23 protein-coding genes are annotated in these 26,095 nt (G+C 65.0%); 9 read left to right on the top strand and 14 right to left on the bottom strand.

Features of this window, described 5'->3' with window-relative positions; genetic code table 11:
- Positions 1-721: 721 nt before the first annotated feature.
- Positions 722-4,234: a carboxylic acid reductase gene (gene car / locus ACWEQQ_RS41700; protein WP_452352115.1), complete on the top strand. Its 3,513-nt coding sequence runs from the start codon at positions 722-724 to the stop codon at positions 4,232-4,234.
- Positions 4,235-4,440: 206 nt separating this feature from the next.
- Here the strand turns inward: car and ACWEQQ_RS41695 are convergent, their stop codons facing one another.
- The 3 genes from ACWEQQ_RS41695 to ACWEQQ_RS41685 all read right to left on the bottom strand — a co-directional run bounded on the left by ACWEQQ_RS41695 (position 4,441) and on the right by ACWEQQ_RS41685 (position 5,890).
- A complete protein-coding gene (locus tag ACWEQQ_RS41695) occupies positions 4,441-4,605 on the bottom strand; it encodes a transposase (RefSeq protein ID WP_452352114.1) in 165 nt (54 codons plus the stop codon).
- Positions 4,606-4,643: 38 nt separating this feature from the next.
- Positions 4,644-4,766: a hypothetical protein gene (locus ACWEQQ_RS41690; protein ID WP_452352113.1), complete on the bottom strand. Its 123-nt coding sequence runs from the start codon at positions 4,764-4,766 to the stop codon at positions 4,644-4,646.
- A gap of 866 nt (positions 4,767-5,632) precedes the next feature.
- Complete coding sequence (locus tag ACWEQQ_RS41685; protein ID WP_452344681.1) at positions 5,633-5,890, bottom strand: EF-hand domain-containing protein; 258 nt, start codon at positions 5,888-5,890, stop codon at positions 5,633-5,635.
- Positions 5,891-6,110: 220 nt separating this feature from the next.
- Here ACWEQQ_RS41685 and ACWEQQ_RS41680 point away from each other — a divergent pair, with 220 nt between their 5' ends.
- Both ACWEQQ_RS41680 and ACWEQQ_RS41675 read left to right on the top strand, forming a co-directional pair.
- Positions 6,111-7,046, top strand: a complete 936-nt coding sequence (locus ACWEQQ_RS41680) for a hypothetical protein (protein ID WP_452352112.1) — start codon at positions 6,111-6,113, stop codon at positions 7,044-7,046.
- Between the two features lie 1,107 nt (positions 7,047-8,153).
- Positions 8,154-8,408 (top strand): hypothetical protein, encoded by a 255-nt coding sequence (locus ACWEQQ_RS41675; RefSeq protein WP_452352111.1) that lies wholly within the window; start codon positions 8,154-8,156, stop codon positions 8,406-8,408.
- Here ACWEQQ_RS41675 and ACWEQQ_RS41670 read toward each other — a convergent pair.
- The gene (locus ACWEQQ_RS41670; protein ID WP_452352110.1) at positions 8,405-8,854 is read right to left on the bottom strand and encodes a hypothetical protein; all 450 of its coding nucleotides are present in this window, start codon (positions 8,852-8,854) and stop codon (positions 8,405-8,407) included. The genes ACWEQQ_RS41675 and ACWEQQ_RS41670 overlap by 4 nt on opposite strands.
- Positions 8,855-9,441: 587 nt before the next feature.
- On the opposite strand from ACWEQQ_RS41670, the gene ACWEQQ_RS41665 reads away from it, so the two are divergent.
- Together ACWEQQ_RS41665 and ACWEQQ_RS41660 are read left to right on the top strand one after the other, a co-directional pair.
- Complete coding sequence (locus tag ACWEQQ_RS41665) at positions 9,442-9,777, top strand: helix-turn-helix domain-containing protein (protein WP_452352109.1); 336 nt, start codon at positions 9,442-9,444, stop codon at positions 9,775-9,777.
- Positions 9,778-9,853: 76 nt separating this feature from the next.
- Positions 9,854-10,402, top strand: coding sequence for a hypothetical protein (locus ACWEQQ_RS41660; protein ID WP_452352108.1), 549 nt, complete (start codon positions 9,854-9,856; stop codon positions 10,400-10,402).
- A gap of 286 nt (positions 10,403-10,688) precedes the next feature.
- Here ACWEQQ_RS41660 and ACWEQQ_RS41655 read toward each other — a convergent pair whose 3' ends face one another.
- Positions 10,689-11,498, bottom strand: coding sequence for an enoyl-CoA hydratase/isomerase family protein (locus ACWEQQ_RS41655; RefSeq protein ID WP_452352107.1), 810 nt, complete (start codon positions 11,496-11,498; stop codon positions 10,689-10,691).
- A gap of 480 nt (positions 11,499-11,978) precedes the next feature.
- A complete protein-coding gene (locus ACWEQQ_RS41650) occupies positions 11,979-12,593 on the bottom strand; it encodes a hypothetical protein (protein ID WP_452352106.1) in 615 nt (204 codons plus the stop codon).
- Between the two features lie 965 nt (positions 12,594-13,558).
- Here ACWEQQ_RS41650 and ACWEQQ_RS41645 point away from each other — a divergent pair.
- Genes ACWEQQ_RS41645 through ACWEQQ_RS41635 form a run of 3 tightly spaced genes read left to right on the top strand, consistent with a single transcriptional unit; the run spans position 13,559 to position 16,128 of the window.
- On the top strand, positions 13,559-14,980 hold the full coding sequence (locus tag ACWEQQ_RS41645) for a UbiD family decarboxylase (RefSeq protein WP_452352130.1): 1,422 nt from the start codon (positions 13,559-13,561) through the stop codon (positions 14,978-14,980).
- 27 nt (positions 14,981-15,007) lie between these two features.
- Entirely contained in the window at positions 15,008-15,499 is a 492-nt protein-coding gene (locus ACWEQQ_RS41640) for a hypothetical protein (protein ID WP_452352105.1), read from the top strand.
- Positions 15,496-16,128: a non-oxidative hydroxyarylic acid decarboxylases subunit B gene (locus ACWEQQ_RS41635; protein WP_452352104.1), complete on the top strand. Its 633-nt coding sequence runs from the start codon at positions 15,496-15,498 to the stop codon at positions 16,126-16,128. The genes ACWEQQ_RS41640 and ACWEQQ_RS41635 overlap by 4 nt, the downstream gene beginning before the upstream one ends.
- Here the strand turns inward: ACWEQQ_RS41635 and ACWEQQ_RS41630 are convergent.
- From ACWEQQ_RS41630 to ACWEQQ_RS41605, 6 genes are all read right to left on the bottom strand, one after another.
- Complete coding sequence (locus ACWEQQ_RS41630; protein ID WP_452344693.1) at positions 16,114-17,031, bottom strand: LysR family transcriptional regulator; 918 nt, start codon at positions 17,029-17,031, stop codon at positions 16,114-16,116. The two genes, ACWEQQ_RS41635 and ACWEQQ_RS41630, sit on opposite strands and share 15 nt — an antisense overlap.
- Before the next feature lie 179 nt (positions 17,032-17,210).
- On the bottom strand, positions 17,211-17,432 hold the full coding sequence (locus ACWEQQ_RS41625; RefSeq protein ID WP_452352103.1) for a hypothetical protein: 222 nt from the start codon (positions 17,430-17,432) through the stop codon (positions 17,211-17,213).
- A 48-nt stretch (positions 17,433-17,480) separates the two neighbouring features.
- Positions 17,481-18,302, bottom strand: coding sequence for a 3-(cis-5,6-dihydroxycyclohexa-1,3-dien-1-yl)propanoate dehydrogenase (gene hcaB, locus ACWEQQ_RS41620; protein ID WP_452344695.1), 822 nt, complete (start codon positions 18,300-18,302; stop codon positions 17,481-17,483).
- A 55-nt stretch (positions 18,303-18,357) separates the two neighbouring features.
- Positions 18,358-18,564: a dihydrodiol dehydrogenase gene (locus ACWEQQ_RS41615; RefSeq protein WP_452352102.1), complete on the bottom strand. Its 207-nt coding sequence runs from the start codon at positions 18,562-18,564 to the stop codon at positions 18,358-18,360.
- The gene (locus ACWEQQ_RS41610) at positions 18,561-19,094 is read right to left on the bottom strand and encodes an aromatic-ring-hydroxylating dioxygenase subunit beta (protein ID WP_452344697.1); all 534 of its coding nucleotides are present in this window, start codon (positions 19,092-19,094) and stop codon (positions 18,561-18,563) included. The genes ACWEQQ_RS41615 and ACWEQQ_RS41610 overlap by 4 nt, the downstream gene beginning before the upstream one ends.
- Positions 19,091-20,500 (bottom strand): aromatic ring-hydroxylating oxygenase subunit alpha, encoded by a 1,410-nt coding sequence (locus ACWEQQ_RS41605; protein ID WP_452352101.1) that lies wholly within the window; start codon positions 20,498-20,500, stop codon positions 19,091-19,093. Before ACWEQQ_RS41605 ends, ACWEQQ_RS41610 begins: the two co-directional genes overlap by 4 nt.
- Before the next feature lie 258 nt (positions 20,501-20,758).
- Here ACWEQQ_RS41605 and ACWEQQ_RS41600 point away from each other — a divergent pair, with 258 nt between their 5' ends.
- The gene (locus tag ACWEQQ_RS41600) at positions 20,759-24,049 is read left to right on the top strand and encodes a protein kinase domain-containing protein (protein WP_452352100.1); all 3,291 of its coding nucleotides are present in this window, start codon (positions 20,759-20,761) and stop codon (positions 24,047-24,049) included.
- Between the two features lie 51 nt (positions 24,050-24,100).
- Here ACWEQQ_RS41600 and ACWEQQ_RS41595 read toward each other — a convergent pair whose 3' ends face one another.
- Together ACWEQQ_RS41595 and ACWEQQ_RS41590 are read right to left on the bottom strand one after the other, a co-directional pair.
- A complete protein-coding gene (locus tag ACWEQQ_RS41595) occupies positions 24,101-24,910 on the bottom strand; it encodes a carbon-nitrogen hydrolase family protein (RefSeq protein WP_452352099.1) in 810 nt (269 codons plus the stop codon).
- Positions 24,907-26,070 (bottom strand): oxidoreductase, encoded by a 1,164-nt coding sequence (locus ACWEQQ_RS41590; protein WP_452352098.1) that lies wholly within the window; start codon positions 26,068-26,070, stop codon positions 24,907-24,909. The genes ACWEQQ_RS41595 and ACWEQQ_RS41590 overlap by 4 nt, the downstream gene beginning before the upstream one ends.
- Positions 26,071-26,095: the final 25 nt, after the last annotated feature.

The raw sequence follows: 26,095 nt of genomic DNA, 5'->3' as shown, positions 1-26,095 counted from the left end.
TTGACCACCATTGAACGGACTGCAAACCAGAAAACCGCCGCCGCAAACAGGAGCAGCAACTCCGGACCTGCGCGAGAGCACTCTTCGAGCAGTTCATCAGCGCGATCCGCTACGAATTGCGACTTCCTCGAGTCGAAGCGAGCTTCTTCTCCTACACCACGGAGCCAGTGGATCCGCCGGCTCCGACAAGCTAGCTCTCTGCGGCCATCGCCTCCGGGCCAGTCACCGGATGTGCCTTTGGCAGGAATCGATCCTGCGACCTAGGGATTGGAACAAAGTGCCGGCACTCGACACTACGAATTGCCGTCAAGAGCCATCGAAAGACTTGTACGCCTAGAGATTCGGCGGCCGACGGTCAACTATTCGCAGCTGAACGCAGTTTCGAAAGACGTTGGCGGGCAGCGGATTCAGTGGGAGATCGTTGGGTCTCGTCCGGTCCCGGGTGTCCTCGTAAGCACGGAGCCTTGCTTAACTGACCCTCAGAGTGTCAGCGAACCGCGCCTCGATGGTTGCGATGCCCAGGTGGCGGGCGGTGATGCCGACCGAGTGCGGCGTCGCCACGTACCCGCGATTGCGTCGGTTACCACAAGCCCGCGATGTCGCCGCGTATTCGCCCGGTCCACCGTGATCGTGGCGCGCGCCGGAGGCACGGAACTAGACTTCGAATTTGCCAGAGGTTTTCTCTAGTTGTAGTCCATCGAACGACCCAGGGAGACCGGCCATGGCGACGCATACGTGGGAAACCGAACAGCAGCACCGCATCGAGCAGGTGTTCACCGACCAGCAGGTGCGCGATGCCATGCCGTCGGAGGAGGTCATCGCCGCCGCCGCGCGGCCCGGCCTGCGACTGGCCCAGATGGTCGACACCGTCGCAGCCGGGTATGCCGACAGGCCGGCCTTGGGCATGCGCGGTACCGAACTCGGCACCGACGCCGCCGGGCGCCGGGTCCGGCGGCTGCTGCCGCGTTTCGACACCATGACCTACCGGGAATTGTGGTCGCGGGTGGGCGCGCTGGCCGCCGCATGGCACCGAGACCCGCAGCATCCGGTGCGTGCCGGTGACTTCGTCGCGATCCTCGGGTTCACCAGCCCCGGCTACATCACGGTCGACTTCGCCTGCACCCGGCAGGGCGCGGTCTCGGTGCCACTGCAGGTGAGCGCGACGCCGGCGCAGTGGGCGGCGATCCTCGCCGAGACCTCTCCTCGGGTGCTGGCCTGCAGCCTGGAGATGCTCGACGGGGCCGTGGACGCGGTGCTCGCCGGGACCGCCGCCCCGCAGCAACTGCTGGTCTTCGACTACCACCCGGAGGACGACAGCGACCGTGCCGCCATGGAGGCCGCCCGCCACCGACTGGCACAGGCCGACAGTCCCATCGTGGTGGCCGAGCTGAACACCGTGCTCGACCGAGGCAGCAGCCTGTCTCCCGCCCCGTTGTTCGTGCCCGCCGCCGACGAGAATCCGCTGTCCATGCTGATCTATACCTCCGGCAGCACCGGCACCCCGAAGGGCGCGATGTACACCGAGGAGATGCTGGCCGCGATGTGGCGTGCCCGCTACGGAACCGATGGCATTTCGCTGCCCGCGATCGAGCTCAACTACATGCCACAGAGCCACCTGGCGGGGCGGATGCAGGTGGTCAGCACGCTGATGCGTGGCGGCACTGCGTATTTCACCGCCGGCAGCCACATGTCCACCCTGTTCGACGATTTCGCGCTGGTGCGGCCCACCGAGGTGTCCTTCGTGCCGCGGGTGTGCGATCTGGTATTCCAGGAGTTCGTCAGCGAGGTGGAACAGCGTGTCGCGGACGGCGCCGACCGCACCACCGCCGAGCGTGAGGTGCGAATCGACCTGCGGGAGCGGCAGTTCGGTGGTCGCGTATTGGCGATGAGCTGCGGGACCGCGCCGCTGTCCGCGGAGACGCGGGCCTTCATCGAGTCCGTGTTCGAACTGCCGCTGCACGACGGGTACGGTTCCACCGAGGCCGGAGGCATCATGCGGGACAACCACATCAGCCGACCCCAGGTGCTGGACTACAAGCTCGCCGACGTGCCCGAACTCGGCTACCACCACGACGACCGGCCGCATCCGCGCGGCGAGTTGCTGGTGAAGACGATGACGATGTTCCCCGGGTACTACAAGCGGCCCGAGCTCAGCGCGGAGATGTTCGACGCCGATGGCTTCTACCGCACCGGCGACATCATGGCCGAGATCAGCCCCGACGAACTGGTGTATGTGGATCGGCGGAACAACGTGCTGAAGCTCTCGCAGGGCGAATTCGTCGCCGTGTCCCAACTGGAGGCGGTATACGCGATCAGCTCGCTGGTCCGGCAGATCTACGTGTACGGCTCCAGCGAGCGCGCCTACGTGCTGGCGGTGGTGGTGCCCACCGACGAGGCGCTGCATGCGCATCCGGACGATCTGAAGGCCGCCGTCCTGCAGTCGCTGCAGAAGATCGCGCAGAATGCCGGGCTGGCCTCGTACGAGATACCGCGCGACATCATCATCGAGACGCACCCGTTCACGCGCGCCGAAGGGCTACTGTCCGGTGTCGGAAAACTGTTGCGGCCCAAGCTGAAGCAGCGCTACGGGGAGCAGCTGGAGGAACTCTACCGGGAGCTGGAGCGGCAGCAGACCGACGAATTGACCGCGTTGCGAAGCGGTATCGGTGACCGACCGGTGCCGGAGATCGTGCACCGGGCGGTGCGGGCGCTACTGGGCTGCGCCGACGCCGATATCCGGCCCGACTCGCACTTCGGCGATCTCGGCGGCGATTCGCTGTCGGCACTGTCGCTGTCCAACCTGCTGCAGGAGATCTTCGGGATACAGGTGCCCGTCGGCGTGATCGTCAGTCCCGCGGTCGACCTGCGACAGCTGGCCGGATACATCGAGGAGGAGCAGGTTACCGCGGGGCGGCGCGCGACCGCGGTCTCGGTGCACGGCACCGGCGATCGGATCCGCGCCGCAGACCTCACACTGGAGAAGTTCATCGACGCCGGCACTCTGGAGGCCGCGCCCGCGCTGCCGCCGGCGGCCACGACGCCGCGGACCGTGCTGCTCACCGGCGCCAACGGGTACCTGGGCCGGTTCCTGTGCCTGCGCTGGCTGGAGCGCCTGGACGCCGTCGACGGCGCCCTGATCTGCATCATCCGCGGCAAGGACGCGGACGCGGCGCACGCGCGGCTGGACGCGGTGTTCGACTCGGGCGATCCGGCGCTGTTGCGGCACTACCAGGAGCTGTCCGAACGCCGGCTGCAGGTGCTACCCGGCGATATCGGCTACCCGAATCTCGGTCTGACGGAAAAGGATTGGCAGCGGCTGGCGGACACCGCCGACATGGTCGTGCATCCCGCCGCGTTGGTGAACCACGTGCTGCCCTACGACCAGCTGTTCGGCCCCAACGTCGTCGGCACCGCGGAGGTGATCCGGCTGGCCCTCACCGGCAAGCGCAAGCCGGTCACGTACTTGTCCTCGGTGGCGGTAGCCGGCCAGGTGCCGCCCGGGATGTTCGCCGAGGACGGCGACATCCGTGAGATGAGCCCGGAGCGGATACTCGACAACAGCTACGCCAACGGCTACGGCAACAGCAAGTGGGCCGGCGAGGTGTTACTACGGGAAGCGCAGGAGCGGTTCGGGCTGCCGGTGGCGGTGTTCCGCTCCGACATGATCCTCGCGCACAGCTATTACGCCGGGCAGCTCAACGTGACCGACATGTTCACCCGGCTGCTCCTCAGCATCCTGGTGACCGGCATGGCGCCGAAGTCGTTCTACCGCACCGACTCCGGCGGCCATCGGCAGCGGTCGCACTACGACGGCCTGCCCGCGGACTTCACCGCCGAGGCGATCGTCACCCTCGGCGGCCGCGCCACCAGCGGCTATCAGAGCTTCGACGTCCTGAACCCCTACGACGACGGCATCTCCCTGGACCAGTTCGTCGACTGGCTCATCGACGAGGGCCATCCCGTCCAGCGCTTCGACGACTACGGCGAATGGCTGTCCCGCTTCGAGAGCGCCCTGCTGGCCCTGCCCCAGCAGCAACGCCAGCAATCCGTCCTCCCGCTTCTGGACGCCTACCGCACCCCCGCCGAACCCACCCGAGGCTCCGTCCTCCCCGCCGACCTCTTCCGCGCCGCCGTGCAGCAGGCCAATCTCGGCCCCGACGCCGACATCCCCCACCTTTCCCCCGCCCTTGTCCACAAATACGTCGACGACCTGCACCTGCTGAAGCTCCTCTGACCCCAGCAGAGAACCGGGCCGGTCAGCTGGCCCCATCGATGTGAATTCTGACCGGCCACCAGCGCCCTCGGGGCAATGCCGACCCTGTGTGACGAATTCTGCCGCTCTATCCGTGCTCGTTTGCCGCTACTTCCCGCGTGCTGTCTTCCCTGTGCGACGACGGTCGGTTCGAGGGGCCGGAAAGTTCTCGGACAGTGAGATTTTGGTTATCTCGAGCCGCAAACGACCGTGGCGGTCGAGTTCGTCCGCTGGAACTGCTTCACCCAGTTCCGGATCGTCTCATCGGTCACCCCGCAATCGCGCGCGACATCGGCCACCCGGCCGAGACTGCTCGACCACCCGGCCACCGCGGCCGGATCGGCGAAACCCATCACCCAGACCCGCAGGCTCGCACTGCTGCGGCGCGCTCTCACCGAGCTGCGTCCACCACTTCGATCTCGCGTCGCCGGTCGAGGCTTACCGCCGGATCCGGCGCGAGGGAGGGCGCGGGCGCTTGTGCGGCATCTGGTAGCGTATTGATAATGAAATCCATTACCGATAATGGTAGGAAGCTGACTTTCGCGCGTACGACCCTCATCACCGGGGCCGGGTGCGTGGCTCTGGCATCTGGACTACTCCTCACTCCGGCGGTAGCGCACGCCGAATATCACTGCCACGATGACGGCACGTGCCATGACGACGACCATGGTGGTGGCGGGGGTGCGGCCGGGGGTGGAGGGGCGGGAGGAAACGCGGGCACGGGAGGCAATCGCGGGCTCACCCTCAATCTATTCCCGATGCAGGTCACGGTCCCTATGGGATCCTCGTTCACATTGTTCGGAGGAGGCCCGTCGATCTTCTGATCGTCGCCCCGCGGAGACGGGTCGTCGTCGCGCCGCCACAACCGAATTTCGTGATGCCCTGGGAACTTCCGCTCAGGGCATCGCCATGTCCGGTCTACGCGACAGCTGATTCCGGGACGTGACCAGTGTCGCACCCGAGGTTCGACCGCACCGCACCAACAGTTATCGCAGCTCACGTGGGTGCCCTTGGCTGATGTGGTGGTACCTGTCGCAGATAACCGGGTCACTGTCTGGGGCAAATCCCTAGCGCCGGATTCCGCGCGAGTGTGCGCACTACCCCCGGGGGCATCCCACCCGCCGCCGGAGGGTTCGCGTTCGGCCAATCGTTTTCCGAACATATGGACGGCACCGGCGGGCGGCGACGCCGCCAGGCCGAAGATTCACGGTCGGCAAGGTCTGCGAACGGCGCTGGAGGTCAGCGGTCACCACGCGGAACCGCTGACCCGCCGGCTTCATCGGTGATCTATGACATCGTTCATCGGCGGGCACGTCGCGTCGCCGCTTGGATCTGCGCGGCATGCGGCGATTTCGGACGCGCGCCCCGAGGGATCGAGGATCAGGAGTTGGCGTTGAGAGTCTCGAGGCCCGCGATGAACTCGCTGCGGGTGAGTCGGCTGTCTCGGCTCACATCGGACTGGTCGAACCAGTCGGCTATGCCGGTCATGTCGGCAGAACTCAAGCCGGGGATAGTGATCTCCCCCGAGCCATTGCTCCCTATGCGCAGGGCGGTGATCACTTCGCCCCGAGTGAGGACACCGTCCTTGTTGAGATCGAGCGCATCCCAGAGCGTTATCGCTTGATCCTGATCTACCATCGCATAGCCTCCCTACTCTCGGACGTGATTGCTGGGTCGTCGGATTACGTACCAGCACAACAGATTTCGATACGGTGTCCACCCTCGGTAGATACCGACCTCACGACCCGGGGTGCCATCCCTCGGCGGTGAGCTCGGTGGCCTTCACTACGGGGACACCTGACGGGCCGTCAGCCCTCAATCTCCGGCAATGCCGGTGACTCATGCCACAGTAATGTGTGTGAGCTATCAATACTCCAGTCTGGCCGGGGCGATTGACGACAAGGCCAGCCCGTTGCGTCAGTACCTCGACCACCGTTACCCGAATCTCGAACCCGTGCAGGCCGACTACCGAGCCCGCGCCGGCACACTGCTCGTCGGCGGCACCGGCGCCAGCCCGGGAACCTTGGGCGCGGCCTTCGACTACCTACTCCGATTCACCTGCGGCGCCGAGTACGTCCCCGAGACAGCGGTGTTCGCCGAACCGATCTTCTATCGCCCCGACCACATCGCCGTCGTATGGGAGCTGGCCACACTGGCAGGTCACGCGTACATGCGGCCGCTGCCGGAGAGCACCTTCGAGATCGTCGCCCGGGCGAGCTGGGCGTTGGCGCTGTGCACGGAGCTGTACCGCAACCGGTTCGTCTTCCCCAATTCCCCACTGGCCGAACCCATTCGCAGCGACCGATTCACGACCGAGGCCTTGCTCGCGTTGGCTCCCGGCGACGCTGTCGCCGAGATGCGGTCACTGTATCTACTCGCTCTCACCGAACTCGCCGAATTCCTGCCCGACCCATCGTCGGCGGTGGCCCTGGGGCCGACGTTCGCCGCCTCGCAGCTCTGCTCGGCCGATGCCGACCTCATCGTGGACGGCGTCCTGATCGAGGTGAAGACCCGCCTCGGCGCGGCCAACCGTGAGACAGGGCAACGCTCGGACTCGCTGTCGCTGACCGACATCTACCAGGTCATCGGCTACGCGCTGTTCGACACCACCGACACCTTCTGCGTCCATACCGCGGCCCTCTACTCCGCCCGATACGGCGCATTGCACACATGGCCGCTGCAGCAACTGCTCGACACCCTCGCCGACGCGCCTATCGACCTCGCGGCCGAACGCGCCCACGTATGGGAACTTCTCGGCGGCCAGCAGATTCCAGCGATCCCCGTGCTCCGGTGAACCGCAGGCGCGCCAGCCCTTTCCACGGCGTGCATGAAATAGGAATCGCTGGGGAATACGCCGAACTGTGGGTGGATTCGAGGCTCCGCCGCGAACGACGCAACCGGCGGCGTATCGCGGCTACCGGACCTGGGACTCGTGCACCGTCGGCCCGATCGCGACGTGTGCGAGAACCGCCGGCAGGTCGGTGCCCAGATGTCGGGTGACCTCGCACAGCGCGGTGTCGAGCGCCGCCCGCGTGGAACCCCGGCCGCGGGTGCGGCCTCACAATGGCGTCCTCCCAGCGGATTTCGACATGGCAGACCTGATCACCGCGGCCGCACCCGGCGATCGGCCGAGGTGCGCCGATAACGACGTGGGCCTCACTACCGCAGCGGCTGACCACCGGCCAGGCGACCCGATTCCCTGCTACCGCGGGTCGGCATTGAACACGACCCGTGCGACCGGTGCGGGCCGCGGCGATCGCGGCGCACTGATAGCGCAAGCAGGCGGGCGGGATCAGGTCGTCGGCGGTAGCGCGCCAGCGCCGGCGGATCCGATCGGGGATGGTGGTGAAATCGGCGGTGCGACTGCAGATGTCCGCGTCGAGGGGTTGGCGGCGGATCCGGATGTCGGCCCAGATGAGATCGGCGGCACCGTCGAGGACGTTCAGCGACGGCAACAGTTGCGGGGGCGCATCCATGCCTGCTCGTAGCACACGACCGTTTCCACCGTGACGATCCGATTGCTGCTCAGGCCGAGTGGATCGAAGGGATCTGTGGGCGATCCACCCGGCCGCCGAGCACGGATGCACCGCTCGGAGTCAGCGAAGCGGGGCACCCCTTCCGGAGTCGTCCACTATCGACCCCGGCCGGATGATCCGACGTGAGAGTGCGGAGCGATAACCGCACCCTGATCCCGCTACGCTCCCGCGATCGGCTCACCCACACCGCACAGTAATCAGATCCGGTGCCGGAGCGGCCCGAACACCGCGCTGGTGGCACGAATCGAGAGTGTCCAGGCACGGGAGGTCGCAGATATCTCCGAATTAGCCACGCGGTCGGGATTGTCGTGCAGAATGCGGGACAGAACTGGGCCCGACCTGTCGGTGAACCTTAATGGGGTGAAATGACCGATCTGATGGGATCGACCGTGCACGAGTTTCTCGCGCAGATCCTCGCGCGCTACGGCAGCATCGAGGCCTTCATCGCCCGTCTCCACATCCTGCTCGACACGCCCACAGCCGTGCTCCCCGAGGCGGTGGCGTCCTCGGCCGGCGGCCGGCACCGGCTCGCAGAGCCCAGAGGCCGAGTGCCGATGACTACTGGAGCCCCACCTCGCCTACTTGGCCGAAATCTGTCAGGAAAGGCAGGGGTTCCCTAGCCGAAACTCCCGGTACCGATACTTCCGGCGCCATCACAGCCGTAGGTGGCCGGAGTCGGCACGGGGGTACCGGCAGGTGCGGCAGCAACCGTGACGGTCTGAGACGCCAGCAGCTTCCCCTGGGTCAGGGTGATCGTGTGCGCACCCGCGGTCGCGGGAGTCCACTTGACGTGAATGCCGACGGTAAACCCCTGGAAGCCCGAGAAGAAGCAGGTCCCGTTGTCACGGAAGGTCACCCGCTCCCACGGGAGAAAAAGCAGCGTGGGGGAAACTGTCCCGTCGATATCCACGCCGGTACCCACCACGAAACCACCGGCGGGGGCGTTGATGGTCAAGGCCGAATCCGCCGACGCGGTCGCCGCCGTGAGCCCGACCATAGCGGCCGCCGCCATCAAACCCACTGCACCCCGGCCGATTCGGCGGACAGTCGCACTGCTCGTACTCATGTATCACTCCTGTTCGAGGACTGGGCGGTCAGAATCGGAGGCTGCTGGTCCCAGCGCTGCCGCTGCCGATGCTGCCGCCGCCTTCGCACCCCCGGGGTCGCCGGAGTCGGCACCGGGGGTGCCGACGGAGGCCGGACCGACCATGACGGTCTGCGCGGCCGTCATGACTAATCCCGATGCGCCCCAGCCGATTCGACGAGAGAAAGTCCTACTTGCACTCATCTGAGCTCCTGCTCGTGAATCCCGCCGATGGGGTCCACGAACACTAACGTTCACAGAGTGTGAAATGAGGAAATTCCAAATCTTCCTCAGCCCAAGATTTTTGGGGCAGCCGACTCCGATCGGCTCGGCCGGGCGGGACCGGGCACCGTCGTCTTCCTCGCTGCCGCAGGTCGGCACTGAACACGACTTCGAAAACTGACGCCGGATCGGGGGTAGCGGTGCGATCGCGCGGTACCTTGCACTGGCGTCGAAATATGCTGTAGCGCAACATGTTTCGAGTGAATTATCTGCGGTAGTGGCGTTACCGCCGGATCCCGGTTCGCACGACTGGCCCCTCCTCCAGTCCAGCCCTTGGCCTCGGCGGATTGGTGGTCATCGATATGGACCACATACAGCAGTGGGGAGTCTGCCCAGCTGGTCGCGACATCCCGAGCAGCGAACAGGCAGCCGTCCGCGGGGATCTCGGCGAGTTCGTCGTGGTCGTTCTTCATAGCGCCTGCACCGGCCGCAAACCCGCGCTGACCGATGCCCAGGCCTGCCAGCCGCGCGAGCGTGCAGCAGCGGATGAGTCGAAGTCGTTGCTGGCCAAGGAATTCAGCATCAGCCGCGAAATCGTCTACAGCTACCTGCGTGCCGACACTGTCATGGGCTGCTGGCAAGCTGAGACCGATCCCGCCGCCCGGCGCGAGCGACGGTGGTAGGGCCCGATGAGGTTGTGCAGCGGGTTCGTTCCCCTTGCACCGTGCGGATTCGTTTGGTGTGCAGAAGGAGTGTTCGGTGTCGAAGGACGTGCTGCTGTTCTCGGACTATTGCCAGATCCACGTCTTCGACCAGGACACGGCCGAGGATGTGTGCGGCCTCTGGGGCCCGGACGATTCCCCGGCAGGCGGATACCTGGCGCTGGGCAGGGACGCGGTCGCGGTCGAGACGGGTGTCAACGGGGACCTGGTGGTCGCCGTCGAGGTCACCGATGGACCTCCGGCCCTGGGCGCCGATGCCGAGGTCGTGCTGGAGTGCAGCCTGCACGCCGGGTCCGGTCGCATGGTCCTCGGATCGCCGACGCTGCCCCCGGAGGACGGCCCGTCATTCGACGTACCAACTGGCTGGTTGCGGCTGCGTGTGTCGATGGCCTGGTGGCCCGACGAGGAGGATCCGCGGGTCGACACCGTCGCCGCCGCCGACCTCGACGAGGCCAGCATCCCGCTGTACTCGCGCGACGAGCCCAGCTTCGAGGTCCTCAACCGCGTCCGCCTCCAGTTCTGGCCTGCGGGACCGTCCGAGCCTGCTCTGGTCCGCGGATGGGTCGGCGGTACATACAAGTCGTAGGCGTCGCCGTAGTACTCGCCGATAATCGGGCGGATATCGGAGCAACCGCAGCTGATGGTGCTATCGGTCATGATGCCGGGTCCAAGGAGGCGCCACCGCGTTCCCCGCGCCCCTTTCTGCACATAAGTGGGCGGTACCCGCTCAGCGCTGGATCGCTGGATTGATAGCCAAACCGCTCAGCGTGACTTTTCCCGGATCTGTCCTTCAACCCCTGGGCCGCCGCGGCTAGCGGGCAGTGCACGCCTTCGGCCTGGCAACGGTGTTGATAGGCAGCGGTTTTGGGAGTTCAGCGGCCGGTGTATTCGATGTGGAAGTCTGGGTCACCGTGCGGCGGCTTGTTGCCCCGCAGCAGGGCCTCGTAGATGGCGGCGCCTGCGCTGATTGCCTTGTGCGCGTCGTCGGTGTTGTAGGTGTCGATGGACAGGTCCAGCATCAATTTGTCGGCGGCGGGAATGCCGCCCACCCACCACGCTTTGAGCAGCGACTTGGCAGCCGCGTAAGCGCGGGTCGGTCCCTTCGACAGTCGTGTGGCCAGCTCGCGTGCCGTGTCGTCGAGTTTGTCGTCGGGCACGATGAAGTCGGCCACCTGCGGGACCTGCGTAATCGGCGTCCGCTCGCCGAGCATGACCATGCGGCGGGCCGCTCCCGGACCGATCAAGCTGGCCAACCGTTGATAGCCGCCCGCCAATGGCACTTGCGCCGAGTTGATTTCCACACACCACAGTACGGTGTTCTCCGACGCGACGATGAAATCGGCAGCGAGCGCGAGCTCGAAACCGGCGCCTGTCGTCTGACCGCGCAGAGCCACCACGACGGGAATGCGCATCGATTCAATCGCACGGTAGGAGTTGGTCACCTCGGTGACGAACGTGCGAAACCAGTTGTAGCTCTTGCCGGGCCATTCGTGCACCGCACCGCCGACGCTGAAGTTCGGTCCTTCGGCGTGGATGAGCAGCGCGCGGATGTCGCTGTCGGCGGCGTCGTGCACCGCAGCGATGAGGTCGTTGTTGTATTGCGCGCTCACGAAGTTGAACGGCGGGCTGGCCAACACAATCCGGCCAAGGCTGTCTTCCTTCTCGAATCGAACAGCGCTCACTGGCGTCATCCTTTCCTCCGCGTCTGACTCGGCGTCTCCGCGCATGTCGCTGCCGGCGGCTGTAAAGGCAGCCGTTTGTGCTCAGGCGGACCCCCGTCGCACGATCGTCGACACCGCACAAGAGAAACACACTCAGCCTTGCATGATCGCTATTTCAGGCATGCGTGCCTCGTTCGTGATTGCCACACAACGGCCTGGGCGAAGAAGACCCGCCGAAGTCACCGCGTGTCGATGCCTGCCGCTCACACTCTGGATCGACCGGTTGACGAACGGGCTTACGAACACCGATACCTGCGGTGGCGCGGGTGGTTCATAGCGCGCGTTCACGTTCGTCGTGTCGCCGGAGAAGGTCGCGCCCCGGAACTCGGTGGGGCAGGAGAATGTCGGCTCCCTGAAGTCTGCGGCGCTGGAGAATGTACGCGATGGCCTGCGTCGCCGACGAATCCGCTGAGTCCAATCAGCGGCGTTGCCCGCTACGGATTAATGGTCGACGGCGGTGAACAGGTCGGATTCCTTGAAGTCGAGCATCGTGCGGTAGCCGAGAATCTCGCCTGGGGTGATGTCTGCGGTCCGGCCCGCGTCGTAGAGCTCGATCCGGATGCGGTACTTCGTGCCGGGCGTGGGTGTAGCGGCCCAGCAGCGCCAGGTGATGCCGTCTTCGTCAGCTTTCGGGCTCAGGTCCTCGCACGTTCCTGTGGTTACACCTGTGCGGGCTTCCCTTGGCGGGAGTTGCACGCCTCTCTCATCAACCAGGATGGGGTCGCGTGAGTAGCTTCGGTCCTTGAAGCCGAGCAACGATACGTGGATGAAGACCATGTCCCCGGCGAAGGGGCTGAAGTCAGCTGGAAGGGTCGGATTGGATTCGCCCATTCGGTAGCGGTAGCCGATGTAGTCCACGGCATGCTCGACGGCGATGTGATCGATTGTGGCGCCGAGCTTCTCCCTCGGTTTGAGGTCGGGGTTGATGGTATAGATCGCCCCATATATCGAAGCAATCGTGGTCGCGACCAGGGCAGCAACCGTAAGTAGCCCAACCAGCCCAGCCAGTCTGGGCCAGCGCCAGCGCTCCTCTTCCCTTTTGGTCGAATCACTCACTGCTGTTCGCGATGCCCGGCGGTTGAGCGCGGCTCGCCGCGACGGCGGAGCAGGTGACCGTCGACGTCGCGTTGTTCGAGCAGCCGCCGCGTGACTGGCGCTAGGCGGCTCGCTAGCTGGATCTGCCATTTCCATGCATCGCGTTAGGGCCGGCGAACGCAACCGCTGTCCAGCGAAAATATTGGCGCAGTGTGTCTGGCCCCCAGAAGCCGGAGCGTGACGCCAGACTTGGCTGATACTAATCGATCTCGTACAAGGGACGTACTTCACCGACTGGCTTGGCGAGGCGCAGCAGCGATCTTGTCCCTTGCCGAGGGCGGAGGCGTGGCCGCCGACCCTCCTACCAGTTGGTACCACGATCTCGGATGGGCTGTGGAAGTACGTCACCACGCTGCGCGCCGCACCTGGGCAGAGCGCTTACGCCAACCAGGAATGGTGCGGGCTGGTCGCTGAACCTCTTCGGCTACATCGCCAACTCCCGCCGCGACGACCGGACGAACCGGCGCATCCCGAACACGATCACGTCGGGGTCGTTGATGTCGCGGCCGCCGTCGAACACCATCTGTCCACTGTCGCCGAAGGGCAGTCCGCCTGGACGGCGGACGGTATTGACTGTCCCGGACATTGATTGGGTGGTCGAGGTGCTCGAGCATTGGGTGAGTGAGGCGCGCCCGCTGTTCAATCCCCGGCAGCCGGTTGCAGGCACTCTGGGTTCACGAATGCGCGGGTCGGATGTCTCCACGTGTCGCGTAGTGCATCTGAAATTGTGATGGTTTGCAGCAGATCCAGCTATTGGACTTATGGCGCGGTGGGTCGCAGAGTGGAATCAGGCGGGCGAGAACAAGACCAGTCCTTCGCCCGGTCGACCTTCTGATCGATTCGAAAAGTCAACCAATGGAAAGGAATAGGGTCGCGATGCCGTCTGGCTCGTGTGCCCTGACTGCGCTATGACTGTATTTCGCGATCTGCGGCACTACATCGATAACCTCACTGAGAAATTGGGTGAGGATGAAGTGCGTGTCATCGACGGTGCCGATTGGGACTTGGAGATCGGTGCGATCACCGAGCTGCTCGCCGAAAAGGAGGGGCCAGCACTACTTTTCGACAATATTCCCGGCTATCCAGCGGGCTATCGGGTCTTCACGAACTTCATGGGCACCGCAGAGCGTTGCGCGGTGGCGCTCGGGCTGCCCGCGGATACCTCGAAGATGGATATCATCCGGGCCTGGAAGGACCTGAGCAAGCGGATCGAACCGATACCGCCTGTGGTCGTATCGACGGGTTCGGTGCTCGAAAACATCATGGAGGGCGACGATATCGATCTGACCGCCTTCCCTACGCCGCGCTGGCACGCCGAGGACGGTGGTCGCTATATCGGCACGGCCTGCATGGTCATCACACGCGACCCCGACACCGGATGGGTCAACGTCGGCACCTACCGGGGGTGTGTGCAGGGTAAGGATCGCTTGTCGCTGTGGATGCTCGGCAACCGCCATGCACGCGCGATCGCGAAGAAGTATTGGGATCGTGGCATCGCGTGCCCGATCGCGGTGGTCGTCGGTTCGGATCCGATTCTGTCCACGGTCGCCGCAATCGCCGCGCCCGCAGGTGTTTCCGAGTACGACGTGGCCGGCGGTCTTCGCGGTGAAGCGGTGGAGGTGCTGTACGCCCCGGGTAGCGACCTGCCGATTCCGGCGCACGCCGAGATCGTCATCCAAGGCGAGATGCCGCCGGTCACAGAGGAATCGGTCCTCGAAGGTCCCTTCGGTGAATGGACGGGCTACTTCACCCACGCGGGGCAGGAGACGGTGGTCCGGGTCAATCGGATCATGCATCGAGACTCGCCGATCATTCTCGGTGCGCCGCCGATGATTCCGACCGTTCCGGCCGGCGACCAGGCGGTCCCGCTGTACTCCGCATCGGTCACCTGGGACCACCTGGAGGCCTCTGGAGTGCAGAACATTCGAGGCGTGTGGGCCTACGCGCGCCAGCTCATGATGGTGATCTCGATCGAGCAGACCGGCGCGGGAGACGCGATGCACGCGCTCATGGCTGCCGCCGGCCGCAAGCGCACCGGCGGCATGGAGCGGTACTTCGTCGTGGTCGACGAGGACATCGACATCACCGATATCAACCATGTCCTGTGGGCCATGTTCACTCGGGTCGACCCGTCGGAGTCGATTCACGTGGTGCGGGCTCCGACCACCGCGATCGATCCACGACTGTCGCCCGCCAAGCGTGAGGCCGGGGATATGTCCATGGGGATCGTGCTGATCGATGCCTGTAAACCGTTCGCGTGGAGAGACTCCTACCCGAAGTCGAACCGTTTCGATGAGCCGTATCGTGCCGAGATCCGCGAGCGGTGGAAAGCGACGCTGCCGCTGTAATTCCGGATCCGCTGACACACCCGAGAAATGATGGAAAGGCCTGATCTGATGCCCCTGCCCGACGAGATCATCGCGTTGCTGCGCGGATTCCCTGATCCAGAAGCCCATGAACAGGCATTTCCATTCCTCACCGTGGATCCGAACGGGTTCCCCCACAGCGCACTGCTGTCGCGGTCGGAACTCGAGCCGGCCGCGGACGGCGAACGCTTGCTCGCGGCGATCGCGAGTAACCGGAGTCGGGCGAATCTGCGGCGCTCGGGTTCGGCTGGACTCATCGCAGTGCATGGTTCGGTCTGTCACCACGTCAAGCTCGAACTGACGGCATCGCTGGACGACGGCGATCTCGCTGGCTGCGTCTTCGCGCTCGTCGAGCACAAACGTGACGATATCGGTATTCCGATGGAGCCGTTGACATTCCGGACCTCCGCTGAGCTCGCGGCCCGGGAGGATTGGCGGCGCAGTGCGGCGTTGCTCGCTCGATTGCACATGGTGGGGGCCGACGGGGAGGTGCAGCGATGACCGAATCCGTGACCCGCATCATTGTGGGAATCACCGGTGCCAGCGGTGCACCGTTCGCGGTACGCCTTTTGGAGACATTGCGCGAAATGCCGCAGGTCGAAACGCATCTCGTGATTAGCACCTGGGCGAAGTCCAATATCGAGATGGAAACGCGCTACTCCACGCGCGAGGTCGCGGCGCTGGGCGACGTCACCTACAACCTGGGCGAGCAGGGTGCAGCGATCTCGTCGGGGTCCTTCCGGACTGCCGGGATGATCGTCGTGCCGTGCAGTATGCGGACCCTCGCGGGAATCCGGCACGGCCACGCGGACAACCTCATCTGCCGCGCTGCCGACGTGGTGCTCAAGGAGTATCGCCGGCTGGTCGTCGTGCCACGGGAAATGCCGCTCAACGAGATTCATCTGGAGAACATGCTGGCGCTGAGCCGGATGGGCGCGCGGATCGTGCCCCCGATGCCGGCGTTCTACAACCAGCCCGAGACGATCGACGACATTGTCGACCACATCGTCACCCGGATCCTCGACCAGTTCGATCTCGATGCTCCGCAGGCCCGCCGATGGCGAGGTTTGGACGTGGCCCGACACGAACGCGCAAGGGCACGGGCCGTTGCGGATTCATTCGAAGGCTGAGGGCTGACGTGGTTCTCTGCGTTGCGATGCCAGTGCCGCCGTGTGTTCGATGAAGACCTGGGCGGCGGGACTGGCGGCGGCGCCGGCGCGCCAGATGATTCCCAGCCGGCCCCGCGGAAGCTCTGGAATAGGCACTCCGACAACTCGATCATTGTGCCGGAGTACTGATTCCGGAACCAAGGCCATGCCGAGGCCCTTTTCCACCATCATGACGAGAACGTCGGCGTCACCGGCCTCGAACGCGATATGGGTGGGAATGCCGGCGCGGGACAGGGCTCGGTCGAGCTGCCAGCGCAGGCCGGAGCCCTCCGGCAGCGCGATGAGTGGCCGTTCGCTGAGAACGCTCAGCGGTAGTTCCCCCTGGCGTGCCAGCGGATCGGACGGCAAGAGTGCGGCGACAACGTGCTCGGTGTGGAGTTCGCGAGTGTGGATGCCCGCCACCGCTTCGTCGGTGAGGCTGGTGAACGCGACGTCGATGACACCTTCGTTCAGCCGTCGGAGCAGTGTCGCCGCCGTGTCTTCGATGAGTGAGATGCCGACGCCCGGATGTTTGCGGTGGAACGAGGCGAGAGTCTCGGGTAGGTCGACGCTGCGTGGCGAGATCGAGGTAATGCTGCCGATCGCCACATGCCCGTTCAGTAGCCCGGTGAGGGCATCTACGGCGGCGCGACCGGCCGCGAGGGCGTTGATCGCTGCGTGTGCGTGGGGGAGCAGCGCCGCACCGGCGGCCGTGAGCTGTGCCGCTCGCGGCCGCCGATCGAAAAGCGGTTGTCCCAGTTCACGTTCCAGCGCCTTGATCTGGGCACTGACCCCGGATTGGGCGACATGCACCTGTTCCGCCGCGCGGGTGAAGGTGCCCGCTTCCGCGACGGCAATGAAGTACTGCAGCTGGCGCAGGTCCACTGTCTATGTGTATCGGAGAGGCGTTGCTGGGCGGCGGCCGGTGTCGACCGGTGCCGTGTCCGGAAAGATGGGTTCTATAAGCGGAACCGTCGGCGCAGCACTGTGGAGCTGCGTGCGATGGAACAGCCCGAACAGAGCTCGCTGATCAACCCGACCCACTGGCATCTTGGTGGTGCTGGTCACGGTCCGAGGAACAGTTCTTCGCACGGCAGGCGCGGCAGCAGCCCATAGTCGTTGATCGTGTCGCGTATGAATTCGATTGTGAACCAATGCTTTTTCCTCCAATCGTGGATCAAGTAGCGCACTGCCGCCGCGGTGGCCCTGTAGTCGAAGGCCATGCCGGCCAGCCAGATTCGGACGTGGATATCACCTTCGGGCGGGAACCATCCTTGAGTAGTCATGGGCGGCCATCTCCAGGCATTACCGTGTCAACCTTTCCGAATGAGGCACTAGGTGGTCAGTTCGTCGCCCAGCGGGACCAGACCTCGGCTCTGCAATCCGCCGTCGGAGTGGATGACGCACCCGGTCACCGACTTCGTGCGCTCCTTCGACGCGAGGTACACGTAGGCCCAGACATGGTCGGCGGGTTCGGAGGCCACCTGCAGCGGGTTGGTCTGGCGAATCAAATTGGGCAGGTCGGGCATGTCGACCAGTCGAACGTCGCCGGAATCCATCGCCTCCACGCCGCGTAACTGCGTGACGGTCCCGCCCGGCGCGACCGCGTTGACCCGGATGTGCGGGGCCAGCTCGAAGGACAGCTGGGACAGCAGGCCGCGGACCGCGAATTTGGAACCGGTGTACAACGGTCCGCCTCCACCGGGGAGGAAGCCGGCGTTCGAAATCGTCAGCACCACATTGCCCTGCGTCTTGGACAGCTCGGGCAGGGCTGCCTTCACTGCCAGCAGCGATCCCTTGACGTTGATGTCGAACATCTCGGTGAAGGCAGCGTCGATGCGATCGTCGGCCAGGCTCTTCAGGGACACGAAGTAGTCGAAAATCCCCGCGACCGTCACCAGCACGTCGATCCGGCCGAACCGTTCGACAGTGTCGGCGACCGCGCGCTGGTGATCGGCAAGGTTGCGCACGTCACCCTGGGTCGCCGATACCGCGGTGCCCGGTAGGGCGCGCAGCTCGGCGATCGCCTCGTCGGAGCGATCGAGCACCCCGACCTGTGCGCCCTCGTCGACGAAACACTCCACCACTGCTCGGCCGATTCCGGTGCCGCCGCCGGTGACCAGCACGACCTTTCCGGCCAACCAACCTTCACTCATATCCAACTCTTTCCACTGGGGGTGCCTCGCCTCCGCGAGGCCGAACGGGCGGTTGTCACAGCGCCGCCGGGCCGATCGAGCCCTCGAGCATGCAGGTGAATACGTCGGCGGACTGCCATGTCAGGGCCTCCAGCACGACCGGGTCGAGACGAATACTGGTGCCCCGCCGCAGTGAGGTGATCTCGAGCCGCTCGCCATTGCCGGTCGCGACCACCCGCATGAAGACCTCGGCGAACTCGTTGCTGAGCCGTAGCGGACTCACAGGAATATCCCGAGGTTGGCGGTGACCAGTGTGGTGTGTGCCAAATGCACCGTCCGCGCCGCGACTTTCCAGCCGTCGGCGGTGTCGTGCAGTATGTCGAACCGTTCGCCGACGATCAGATCGGATCCGATGCCGTCGCCTTGCCCCCGAAAACACATGAAACTGCTTCGCACATCATATTTTCCGGGGGTGTCGAGTGCATCGACTCGGATGTTCGTCACCAGCCGCTGGGTTCGTGATGGCGGATCTTCGGCGTAGGCGTGTTCGGTGTAGAGCCGAGAGACACGCATTTTCATCGATGCGTACGTCTCTTTCATGTGGAATCCGATGGGGGAGAGCTCCAGGTGCCGCGCTTCCGGGCCGCGAGTGATGCGAATGGGCATCAGATACACGAGCTCCTCGGACAGGCATTCCAGCCAGCAGTTGAACTCGCGGTGGTCCAGGTACTCGGCCTCACGATAGAGGAAGCTCGCGCACTCGGCGGTGATGTCTCGGGGGGTGTTCGTGGGTGAAGTCGTCGAAAGCGTCACTGGTCGGTCTCCTGTCCTTCGCCATCGTTCGCGTTCGAGATCTCACGCAGCCAGCGTCGGTAGAAGGCCCGCTGCGGGGCTTCTCCGAGCGCGGACGTGGTCGCTCGGCCGGGGAACTGCCATTGCGTGTCCTCCTCGTAGTCGCTCATTCCGTCGATACCGAGCTGAAAGTTGAGGCGCATGCCGCTCTTCCGCGCGAAAACCGATTTGCCGGCGACCGGTGCACCGGCCCACGCGACCGGGTCATCCTGCTCGAGGATTCCGGCCGGGCCGTGCATACTGAGCCCGGCGACGTAGGCGTCTTCGTTGAATCCGTCCGGTGCGCTGTTCCAGCCCAGCGTCCAATTCCAGTTCTCCAGCGTGTCCGGCCCGGCGGGTTGCAGCAGGCGCAGGTAGGTGAACACCGTTGGCGGGGCGTCCGGGTGTGGGGACGCGGGGACGCGAATCAATCCCAGGTTGGGGAAGATGAGAAAGGTTGTCGCCGAGTGGTTCTCGACGAACAGACGCTGGTCCGGGGTGAGGCGGTCGGTCTGGAATGTCTCGGCGACTTCCGGCGGAAAGCCGGAACGATGCCACGGCGGTGGGAGGAATCCGTCGTTGATGATCATCCCGTGGCCTTCGTCGAAGTACACGTGCCTCGACACCCCTTGTGGCCCCGCGCCGCCCGATTCGATGTTGGGGAACATGCCGACCTCCTCCGCCGAACGGTGCAGGGAGGGAACGTGATACGCGTCGGCCATGACATTGTCGGCGGCGGATTTCCAGTTCGCGGGCACACGCCAGCGGTGGGGTTCGCCGATTGCCCGCATGCCCTGGTCATTGAGACCGAGCAAGACGTCCAGGTACCAGCGCATGTCGCCGAGATACTCGTCGAGCGTCGGCGCGTCCGGATCGAGCGTGGCGAATACCAGGCCGTGTACCGAGTCCACATGGGGCGCGGCCGCCAAGCCCCACGCCGCGGCGTCCAACTTCTTGTATGCCTTCTTGCGATACGGCGCGCCGCTCCATTCGCCATTGTTCTTGAAGACCCAGGAGTGATATGGGCAGCGGAAGTGCGAGCTATTGCCCTTTTCCACCCGACACACCGGACTGCCGCGGTGCGTACATTTATTGAACAGAACCCGGATCTCGCCGTCTTCGTCACGTACGACGATGAACTGATCCTCGCCGATGTAGCGCAGCACGTAGTCGCCGGGCGTCGGAATCTCGGACTCATGGGCGACGAAACACCAACAGCGCGCGAAGATTCGGTCGAGCTCATAAGAATAGAGCTCCGGATCGTTGAAGATCCGAGGCGAAATAATTCCTTGTTCCAACTCGCGATCCACCGTACGGAAGAATTCTGCGGCAGAATTAGATGTCTGGATTCCGCCCCCGGATTCGGGTTTGATCTTCTGATCGAACACGTGATATCTCCTCGTGAAGCACCCTCGGACTTCCGGGCAAAGTACGGCCCTCGAGACCGGACGCCAATGGCGCCGGTCCGGATGTCGGAACATCGGCGGTGGCGGCGCCTGGATCGGGTGAATCAGCAGATCGGGCACGTGTGTCGCAGTATGCTGGCGCTATGCTGCTCAATGGATCGGTCGGCTGCCCGAGATCGGCCGATTCGAGGATTTCGGCCTCATGTTCCGCGCGTAGCTCTCGGGAGATAGGCCTTGTCGATGGTCAGCCACGATCCGCTGCGAACGCAACGTGAAATTGGCGCGAGCATTCCAGCCGGTCTGAGAGAGGCCGGATTCGAGGACGTCACCGAGATCGGGCGCGGCGGTTTCGGAATCGTGTACCGCTGTGCGCAGTCAGCGCTGGAGCGGATGGTTGCCGTGAAGGTGCTGACCTCCGACCTCGACCGCGAGAACCTCGAACGGTTCCTCAGGGAACAGCGGGCCATGGGTAGACTCTCGGGCCATCCGAATATCGTCGGCATTCTGTTCACTGGCGTGATAATGGCCGACCGCCCGTATATCGTCATGCCGTTCCATCCGCGCGGATCGCTGCAGCGTCGGATCGAACAGGATGGTCCGCTCCGGTGGCAAGACGGCCTGCGGATCGGCGTGCGGCTGGCGGGCGCGCTCGAGACGGCGCACCAGTCGGGTGTGCTGCATCGGGATGTCAAGCCGGGAAACGTATTACTGAACGGGTACGGCGAACCGGAACTCAGCGACTTCGGAATAGCCCATGTTCCAGGTGGGTTCGTCACCACATCCGGAATCATCACGGGGTCGCCGGCCTTCACCGCACCAGAGGTATTGAAGGGCCATTTGCCGACCGTGGCATCGGACATCTACAGTCTCGGTTCGACATTGTTCTGTTTGATCACCGGTCACGCTGCCTTCGAACGCCGCACCGGAGAGAAGGTGATGTCGCAGTTTCTTCGAATCACCTCAGAGCCTGTTCCGGATTTGCGTGAACGACACATTCCGGATGATGTGTGCGCCGCGATCGAGCGAGCGATGTCCGAGGATCCGGCGGATCGCTTTGCCACCGCCGCCGCATTCGGCGGCGACCTCTGCGAAATCCAACGACGCCACCGTTTGCCCGTCGACAATATGGCCCTTCCCGACGGCCAGGCCGCCGCCTCGCTGGATATCGTCAACAGCTCCGACAGCCCATCGAACGACCGAGGTGATGTGATGGCCGATGCACCGACGCCCCCGGGCGGTTCAGGCCTTCCCGTGGACATGACCAGCCTGGTGGGACGCAAAGCCGAGTCGGCGGAAGTCCGCCGGGTGCTGGCCGATTCGCGGCTGGTCACATTGACCGGTATCGGTGGTGTCGGCAAGACCCGGCTCGCCGTGCACGTGGCTCGAAAGGTGCAGCGCGGCTTCGCCGATGGTGTGGTCCTGGTCGAGCTGGCAGATTTGGCGGATCACGCCCTGGTGGGGTTGACGGTCGCGCAGGCGGTGGGCGCCCCGACACATCAGCCGGATGTGGTCGGGACCTTGATCGACTATCTGCGTGGGCGTGAGCTGCTATTGGTGTTGGACAATTGCGAGCACCTGCTGGACGAGAGTGCGATCCTGGTCCGAAATCTCTTGTCCACGTGCGCGGGTCTGCGGATCCTCGTCACCAGTCGTGAGCCATTACGTGTTTCCGGTGAGCATGTGTTCGAGGTGGACCCGCTGGCGGTACACCGGACGGCCGCGCAGCTGGCGTATCCAGCATCCGCGGCGGATTCGCGACCCGATGCCGTGGCACTGTTCGCCGACCGTGCGTTGGCGGCAGCGCCGACCTTCCGGATCACCGCCGACAATGCCCAGACGATCGAGGAGCTGTGCCGGCGACTCGATGGATTGCCACTGGCGATCGAGCTCGCCGCCGGGCGCATGCGGGCGCTGTCGCCACGTGAGCTGCTCGATCGGCTCGACGACCGCCACAAATTGCTCAGCGTCGGTGACCGTTCCGCGGCCCCGCGCCATCAATCGTTGTGGGCGACCCTCGACTGGAGCTACGAACTGTGTTCGGATCGAGAACGACTGCTGTGGGAACGGCTTTCGGTCTTCACCGGCGCCGTGCATCTACAGGCAGCCGAATGCATCTGCAGTAGTGAGGACTTGCCGCGAGACGCGGTCGTCGATTGCATCTCGGCGCTGGTGGACAAGTCCATCCTCGCCCAGCATTCGACGGGCGGCACGCCGACCTATCGGATGCTCGAAACGGTGCGTGACTACGGGCTACGGAAGCTGCACGGGCGTCCTGCCGAAGCCGAGATCAACGGGCGTTATCGAACCTATTACCAGCGGCTGGCGCGCGAGTTCGAAGAGAATTGGTTCGGTCCCGGCCAAGAGCAGATGGTCGAACGAATGCGGGGCGAGCACGCGAACCTGCGGGCCGTCCTCGATTCGCTGTTGTCGGATCCGGCGGGTGGGCGGGCTGCCCTCGGTATGGCTGCCGCGCTGTTCTGGTATTGGCTCGGCTGTGGCCAGCAGCGCGAGGGACGGCATTGGCTCGATCGGGCCCTGGCGTCCGACAGTGCCGCGAGTTCCGAGCGTGCGGCGGCCCTGTGGTCCAACGGCTATCTCGCGGTCGCCGAGGGCAAAGCGGTGGTGGCGCTGGAACTGCTGCGCACCAGCCAGGCTCTGGCGAAGGAGCTGGGCGACACGGTGAATCTCGCGCATGCAACACATTTCCGCGGCGTGGCCGAACATAATCTCGGAAACACGATGCAGGGGATGGCCCTTATCGAAGAGGGGTCTGCGATGGAGGCGGAGGGTGGTCCCGGTCTGTTGCACATCCTGGCACTGGAACAGCTCGGCTGGGCTTACTGCCGCAAACACGAACCCGACCGGGCACTCGAGGTTCTCGAACAGTGCCGCCAGGCCTGCACGGCCCACGGCGAGCGATGGCTGCTGTCCTGGATCCAGACCTTCCTCGGTTTGGCGCAGTGGATGCGTGGCGAGTTCGCCGAGGCAGGTCTCCTGCTACGAGAAGCGTTGGCAGGCAAACGGCCGTTCCACGACGCCCTCGGAATCGCGGTCGTGCTGGAAATACTGTCCTGGGTGGCAGCGGCCGAAGGCGACCCCGGGCGATCGGCGCGCCTGATGGGTGCGGTTCGCCAGGTTTGGGAACCGCTCGGCGATTATCCAGGGGGCTTCGAACTGCGGACCTGGAGCGATCAGACCGGGCAAGAGGTGAGAGCCCTGTTGGGAGACAACGCCTTCGAGAACGCGTTCAGCGAGGGCGGTCGGCTCGGCACCGAGCGCGCGACCGGGTATGCGCTGGGCGAGGCAGCGCCGGTCGAGGAGCAGTCCTCGACCGACGATGCCCTCATCGCCGCTCTCACACCGCGTGAGGCGCAGGTCGCGCGCATGTTGGCCGAGGGAATGACCAACAAGCAAATCGCCCAGGCCTTGATCATCGCCCCACGCACGGTGGAGACGCACGTGGAGCACATCTTCACGAAATTGGGTGTGAACAATCGAACCCAGGTCGCCTCCCTGCTAGCGACCCAGTAACGCTGACCTGCGGTGAGCCGTGTCGGGCCCGACCCGGACCCAGCATGGAGCTCACAATACTGTCGCGCGATTGGCCAGTACGCCGGTAGCCGCCCGGGCGTCGCTGACGACGGTGACGTCGATATCGACGATGAGCAGCCCAGGGGCCGCGCCCAGTCGACCCTCGATGCGGCCGAGCGGATCGATCGCGACCGAGCGGCCGATACCTGTCGGTGCATTCGGATCGACCTGCGTTCCAGTGGTTCCCGGGTCTGCCTGATCGCATCCGAGTACCCAACAGCCGGTGTCCAGTGCCCGCGCCCGTACCAGGGTGTCCCATTGCTCGGCCTTTCCGTCGCCCGCGCCCCAGGAGGTGGGAAGTAGAACCGCACCAGCCCCCTGCTCGGCGAGGCGTTGGAACAGCGTGGGAAAGCGCACGTCGTAGCAGGTAGCGATACCCAGCACGAAGCCGTCGACGGTGACCGTGACGCAGTCCGTGCCAGCGGCGACGGTGTCGGATTCGCGATAGCCGAAAGCGTCGTAGAGGTGAATCTTGTGGTAGCCGAAGTGCTTTCCGAGCCCGGTCAGTAGAACTGTGTTGTGAATCCGGTCACCCGCAGGGGTGAACATGCCCGCGACGATGAGTACATCGTGGGCGTCGGCCAAGTCGGCGACCGCAGTGGGCCACGGACCGTCGAGCGGTTGGGCCAGCTCGGCTAGCGGGGCGCCGAAGTGGGCCATGGTGGCCTCCGGGAACACGACCACCCGGGCACCGGCATCGGCCGCGCGCCGTACCCACTGTCGCATCAGCGCAAGGTTTTCGGCGGGATCAGCGGTGGAGACTACTTGGCAGAGCCCGATGCGCAATCTGGTGTGGGTCACGACTGCGCACCCGGTTCTGCCCGGGGGATCCATCCGGGTCGGCTCAGCAGGTAGCGCACCATGCGTGGGGGGATCGTCAATGTTGTTTCGATGTCGGTAGGGTGCGCCGGTAGCTCGGTTCGAATCTGATGATGCGCACCGGCTTTCACCTTGTCGACCCATTCGGGATCGATGAGTGCCGCGCGTCCGATAGCGACCAGATCCGCACCCGCATGCAGTGCGTCGCGGGCGTCGTCCAGCGATCGGATGCCACCGCTCGCAATGATCGCGCTGCGTCCGACTACCGCCGCGGCGATCGCCTCGATCGGATTGCGTGATTCCACTCGTGCCCGCGTCCTCGTCCAGTCCCGATCCTCCGGCTGCGGCGAGTTCGTCCGGAAGTTGTCCATCGAGATATGCACGTAATCGACTCCGGCGGATGCCAACCGGTCGGCGAGGCGTGCGGAGTCGTCGAGGGTGTAGCCGCCGGGCTCGGATTCGAACGGGGTGATTCGGAATCCGACGGTGACCGTTGGGCCGACCGCGCTGCGCACGGCATCGGCCACCGCGAGGGGGAAGCGCATTCGCTCGTCGAGTCCGCCGCCCCAGTCGTCGAGTCGGCGGTTGGCGCGTGGCGAGAAGAACTGGTGGATCAGATAATGATTCGCGCCGTGGATTTCGATCCCGTCGAACCCCGCCTGCACCCCGAGAGCGGCCGACTGCCCGAAGGCCGTGAGCAATTGATTGATTTCCGGACCGGTCAGCTCACGGGGCGTGTGGGCGTTGGGACGGGCCGACGGAATGGGTGAGGGGCCGCGAATGCCGCTGGGCCCCACCAGCTCCGGGAGAGCGATCCGGCCCCCGTCGTAGATCTGCAGGATACCCAGGCCGCCATCACCGCGAACGGCATCGGCGACGGAGGCCAGGCTGCCGAGGTGAATGGCGTCGGTTGCGCCGATTCCACGCCAGGACCGGCCGTCGGCGTGCACGTACGCGCACGAGGTGATGGCCGCGCCGAACTCGGCGGCGCCGCGGCGGGCGAGGTAGTCGATTTCGGCTTCGGTGACCAACCCGTCCGGCTCGGACGCATCGGTTGTCATGGGTGCGAGTACAAACCTATTTCTCAGTGTCGCACCGGAATTGAGGCGCAGCGGCGCCCAGGGATCGGCGGTTTCGTGCACAGCGGCTCCTGCGGAGAGGGTGATG

The sequence above is a fragment of the Nocardia sp. NPDC004123 genome (assembly GCF_053603795.1).
This window is presented reverse-complemented; position numbering and strand designations above follow the sequence as displayed.

What these genes read in the sequence shown, in the direction of transcription:
- car (WP_452352115.1), top strand. Translation starts at nt 722, where the DNA reads ATGGCGACGCATACGTGGGAAACCGAACAGCAGCACCGCATCGAGCAG.
- ACWEQQ_RS41695 (WP_452352114.1), bottom strand. Translation starts at nt 4,605, where the DNA reads ATGGGTTTCGCCGATCCGGCCGCGGTGGCCGGGTGGTCGAGCAGTCTC.
- ACWEQQ_RS41690 (WP_452352113.1), bottom strand. Translation starts at nt 4,766, where the DNA reads ATGGATTTCATTATCAATACGCTACCAGATGCCGCACAAGCGCCCGCG.
- ACWEQQ_RS41685 (WP_452344681.1), bottom strand. Translation starts at nt 5,890, where the DNA reads ATGGTAGATCAGGATCAAGCGATAACGCTCTGGGATGCGCTCGATCTC.
- ACWEQQ_RS41675 (WP_452352111.1), top strand. Translation starts at nt 8,154, where the DNA reads ATGACCGATCTGATGGGATCGACCGTGCACGAGTTTCTCGCGCAGATC.
- ACWEQQ_RS41670 (WP_452352110.1), bottom strand. Translation starts at nt 8,854, where the DNA reads ATGAGTACGAGCAGTGCGACTGTCCGCCGAATCGGCCGGGGTGCAGTG.
- ACWEQQ_RS41640 (WP_452352105.1), top strand. Translation starts at nt 15,008, where the DNA reads ATGATGGAAAGGCCTGATCTGATGCCCCTGCCCGACGAGATCATCGCG.
- ACWEQQ_RS41635 (WP_452352104.1), top strand. Translation starts at nt 15,496, where the DNA reads ATGACCGAATCCGTGACCCGCATCATTGTGGGAATCACCGGTGCCAGC.
- ACWEQQ_RS41625 (WP_452352103.1), bottom strand. Translation starts at nt 17,432, where the DNA reads ATGACTACTCAAGGATGGTTCCCGCCCGAAGGTGATATCCACGTCCGA.
- hcaB (WP_452344695.1), bottom strand. Translation starts at nt 18,302, where the DNA reads ATGAGTGAAGGTTGGTTGGCCGGAAAGGTCGTGCTGGTCACCGGCGGC.
- ACWEQQ_RS41600 (WP_452352100.1), top strand. Translation starts at nt 20,759, where the DNA reads ATGGTCAGCCACGATCCGCTGCGAACGCAACGTGAAATTGGCGCGAGC.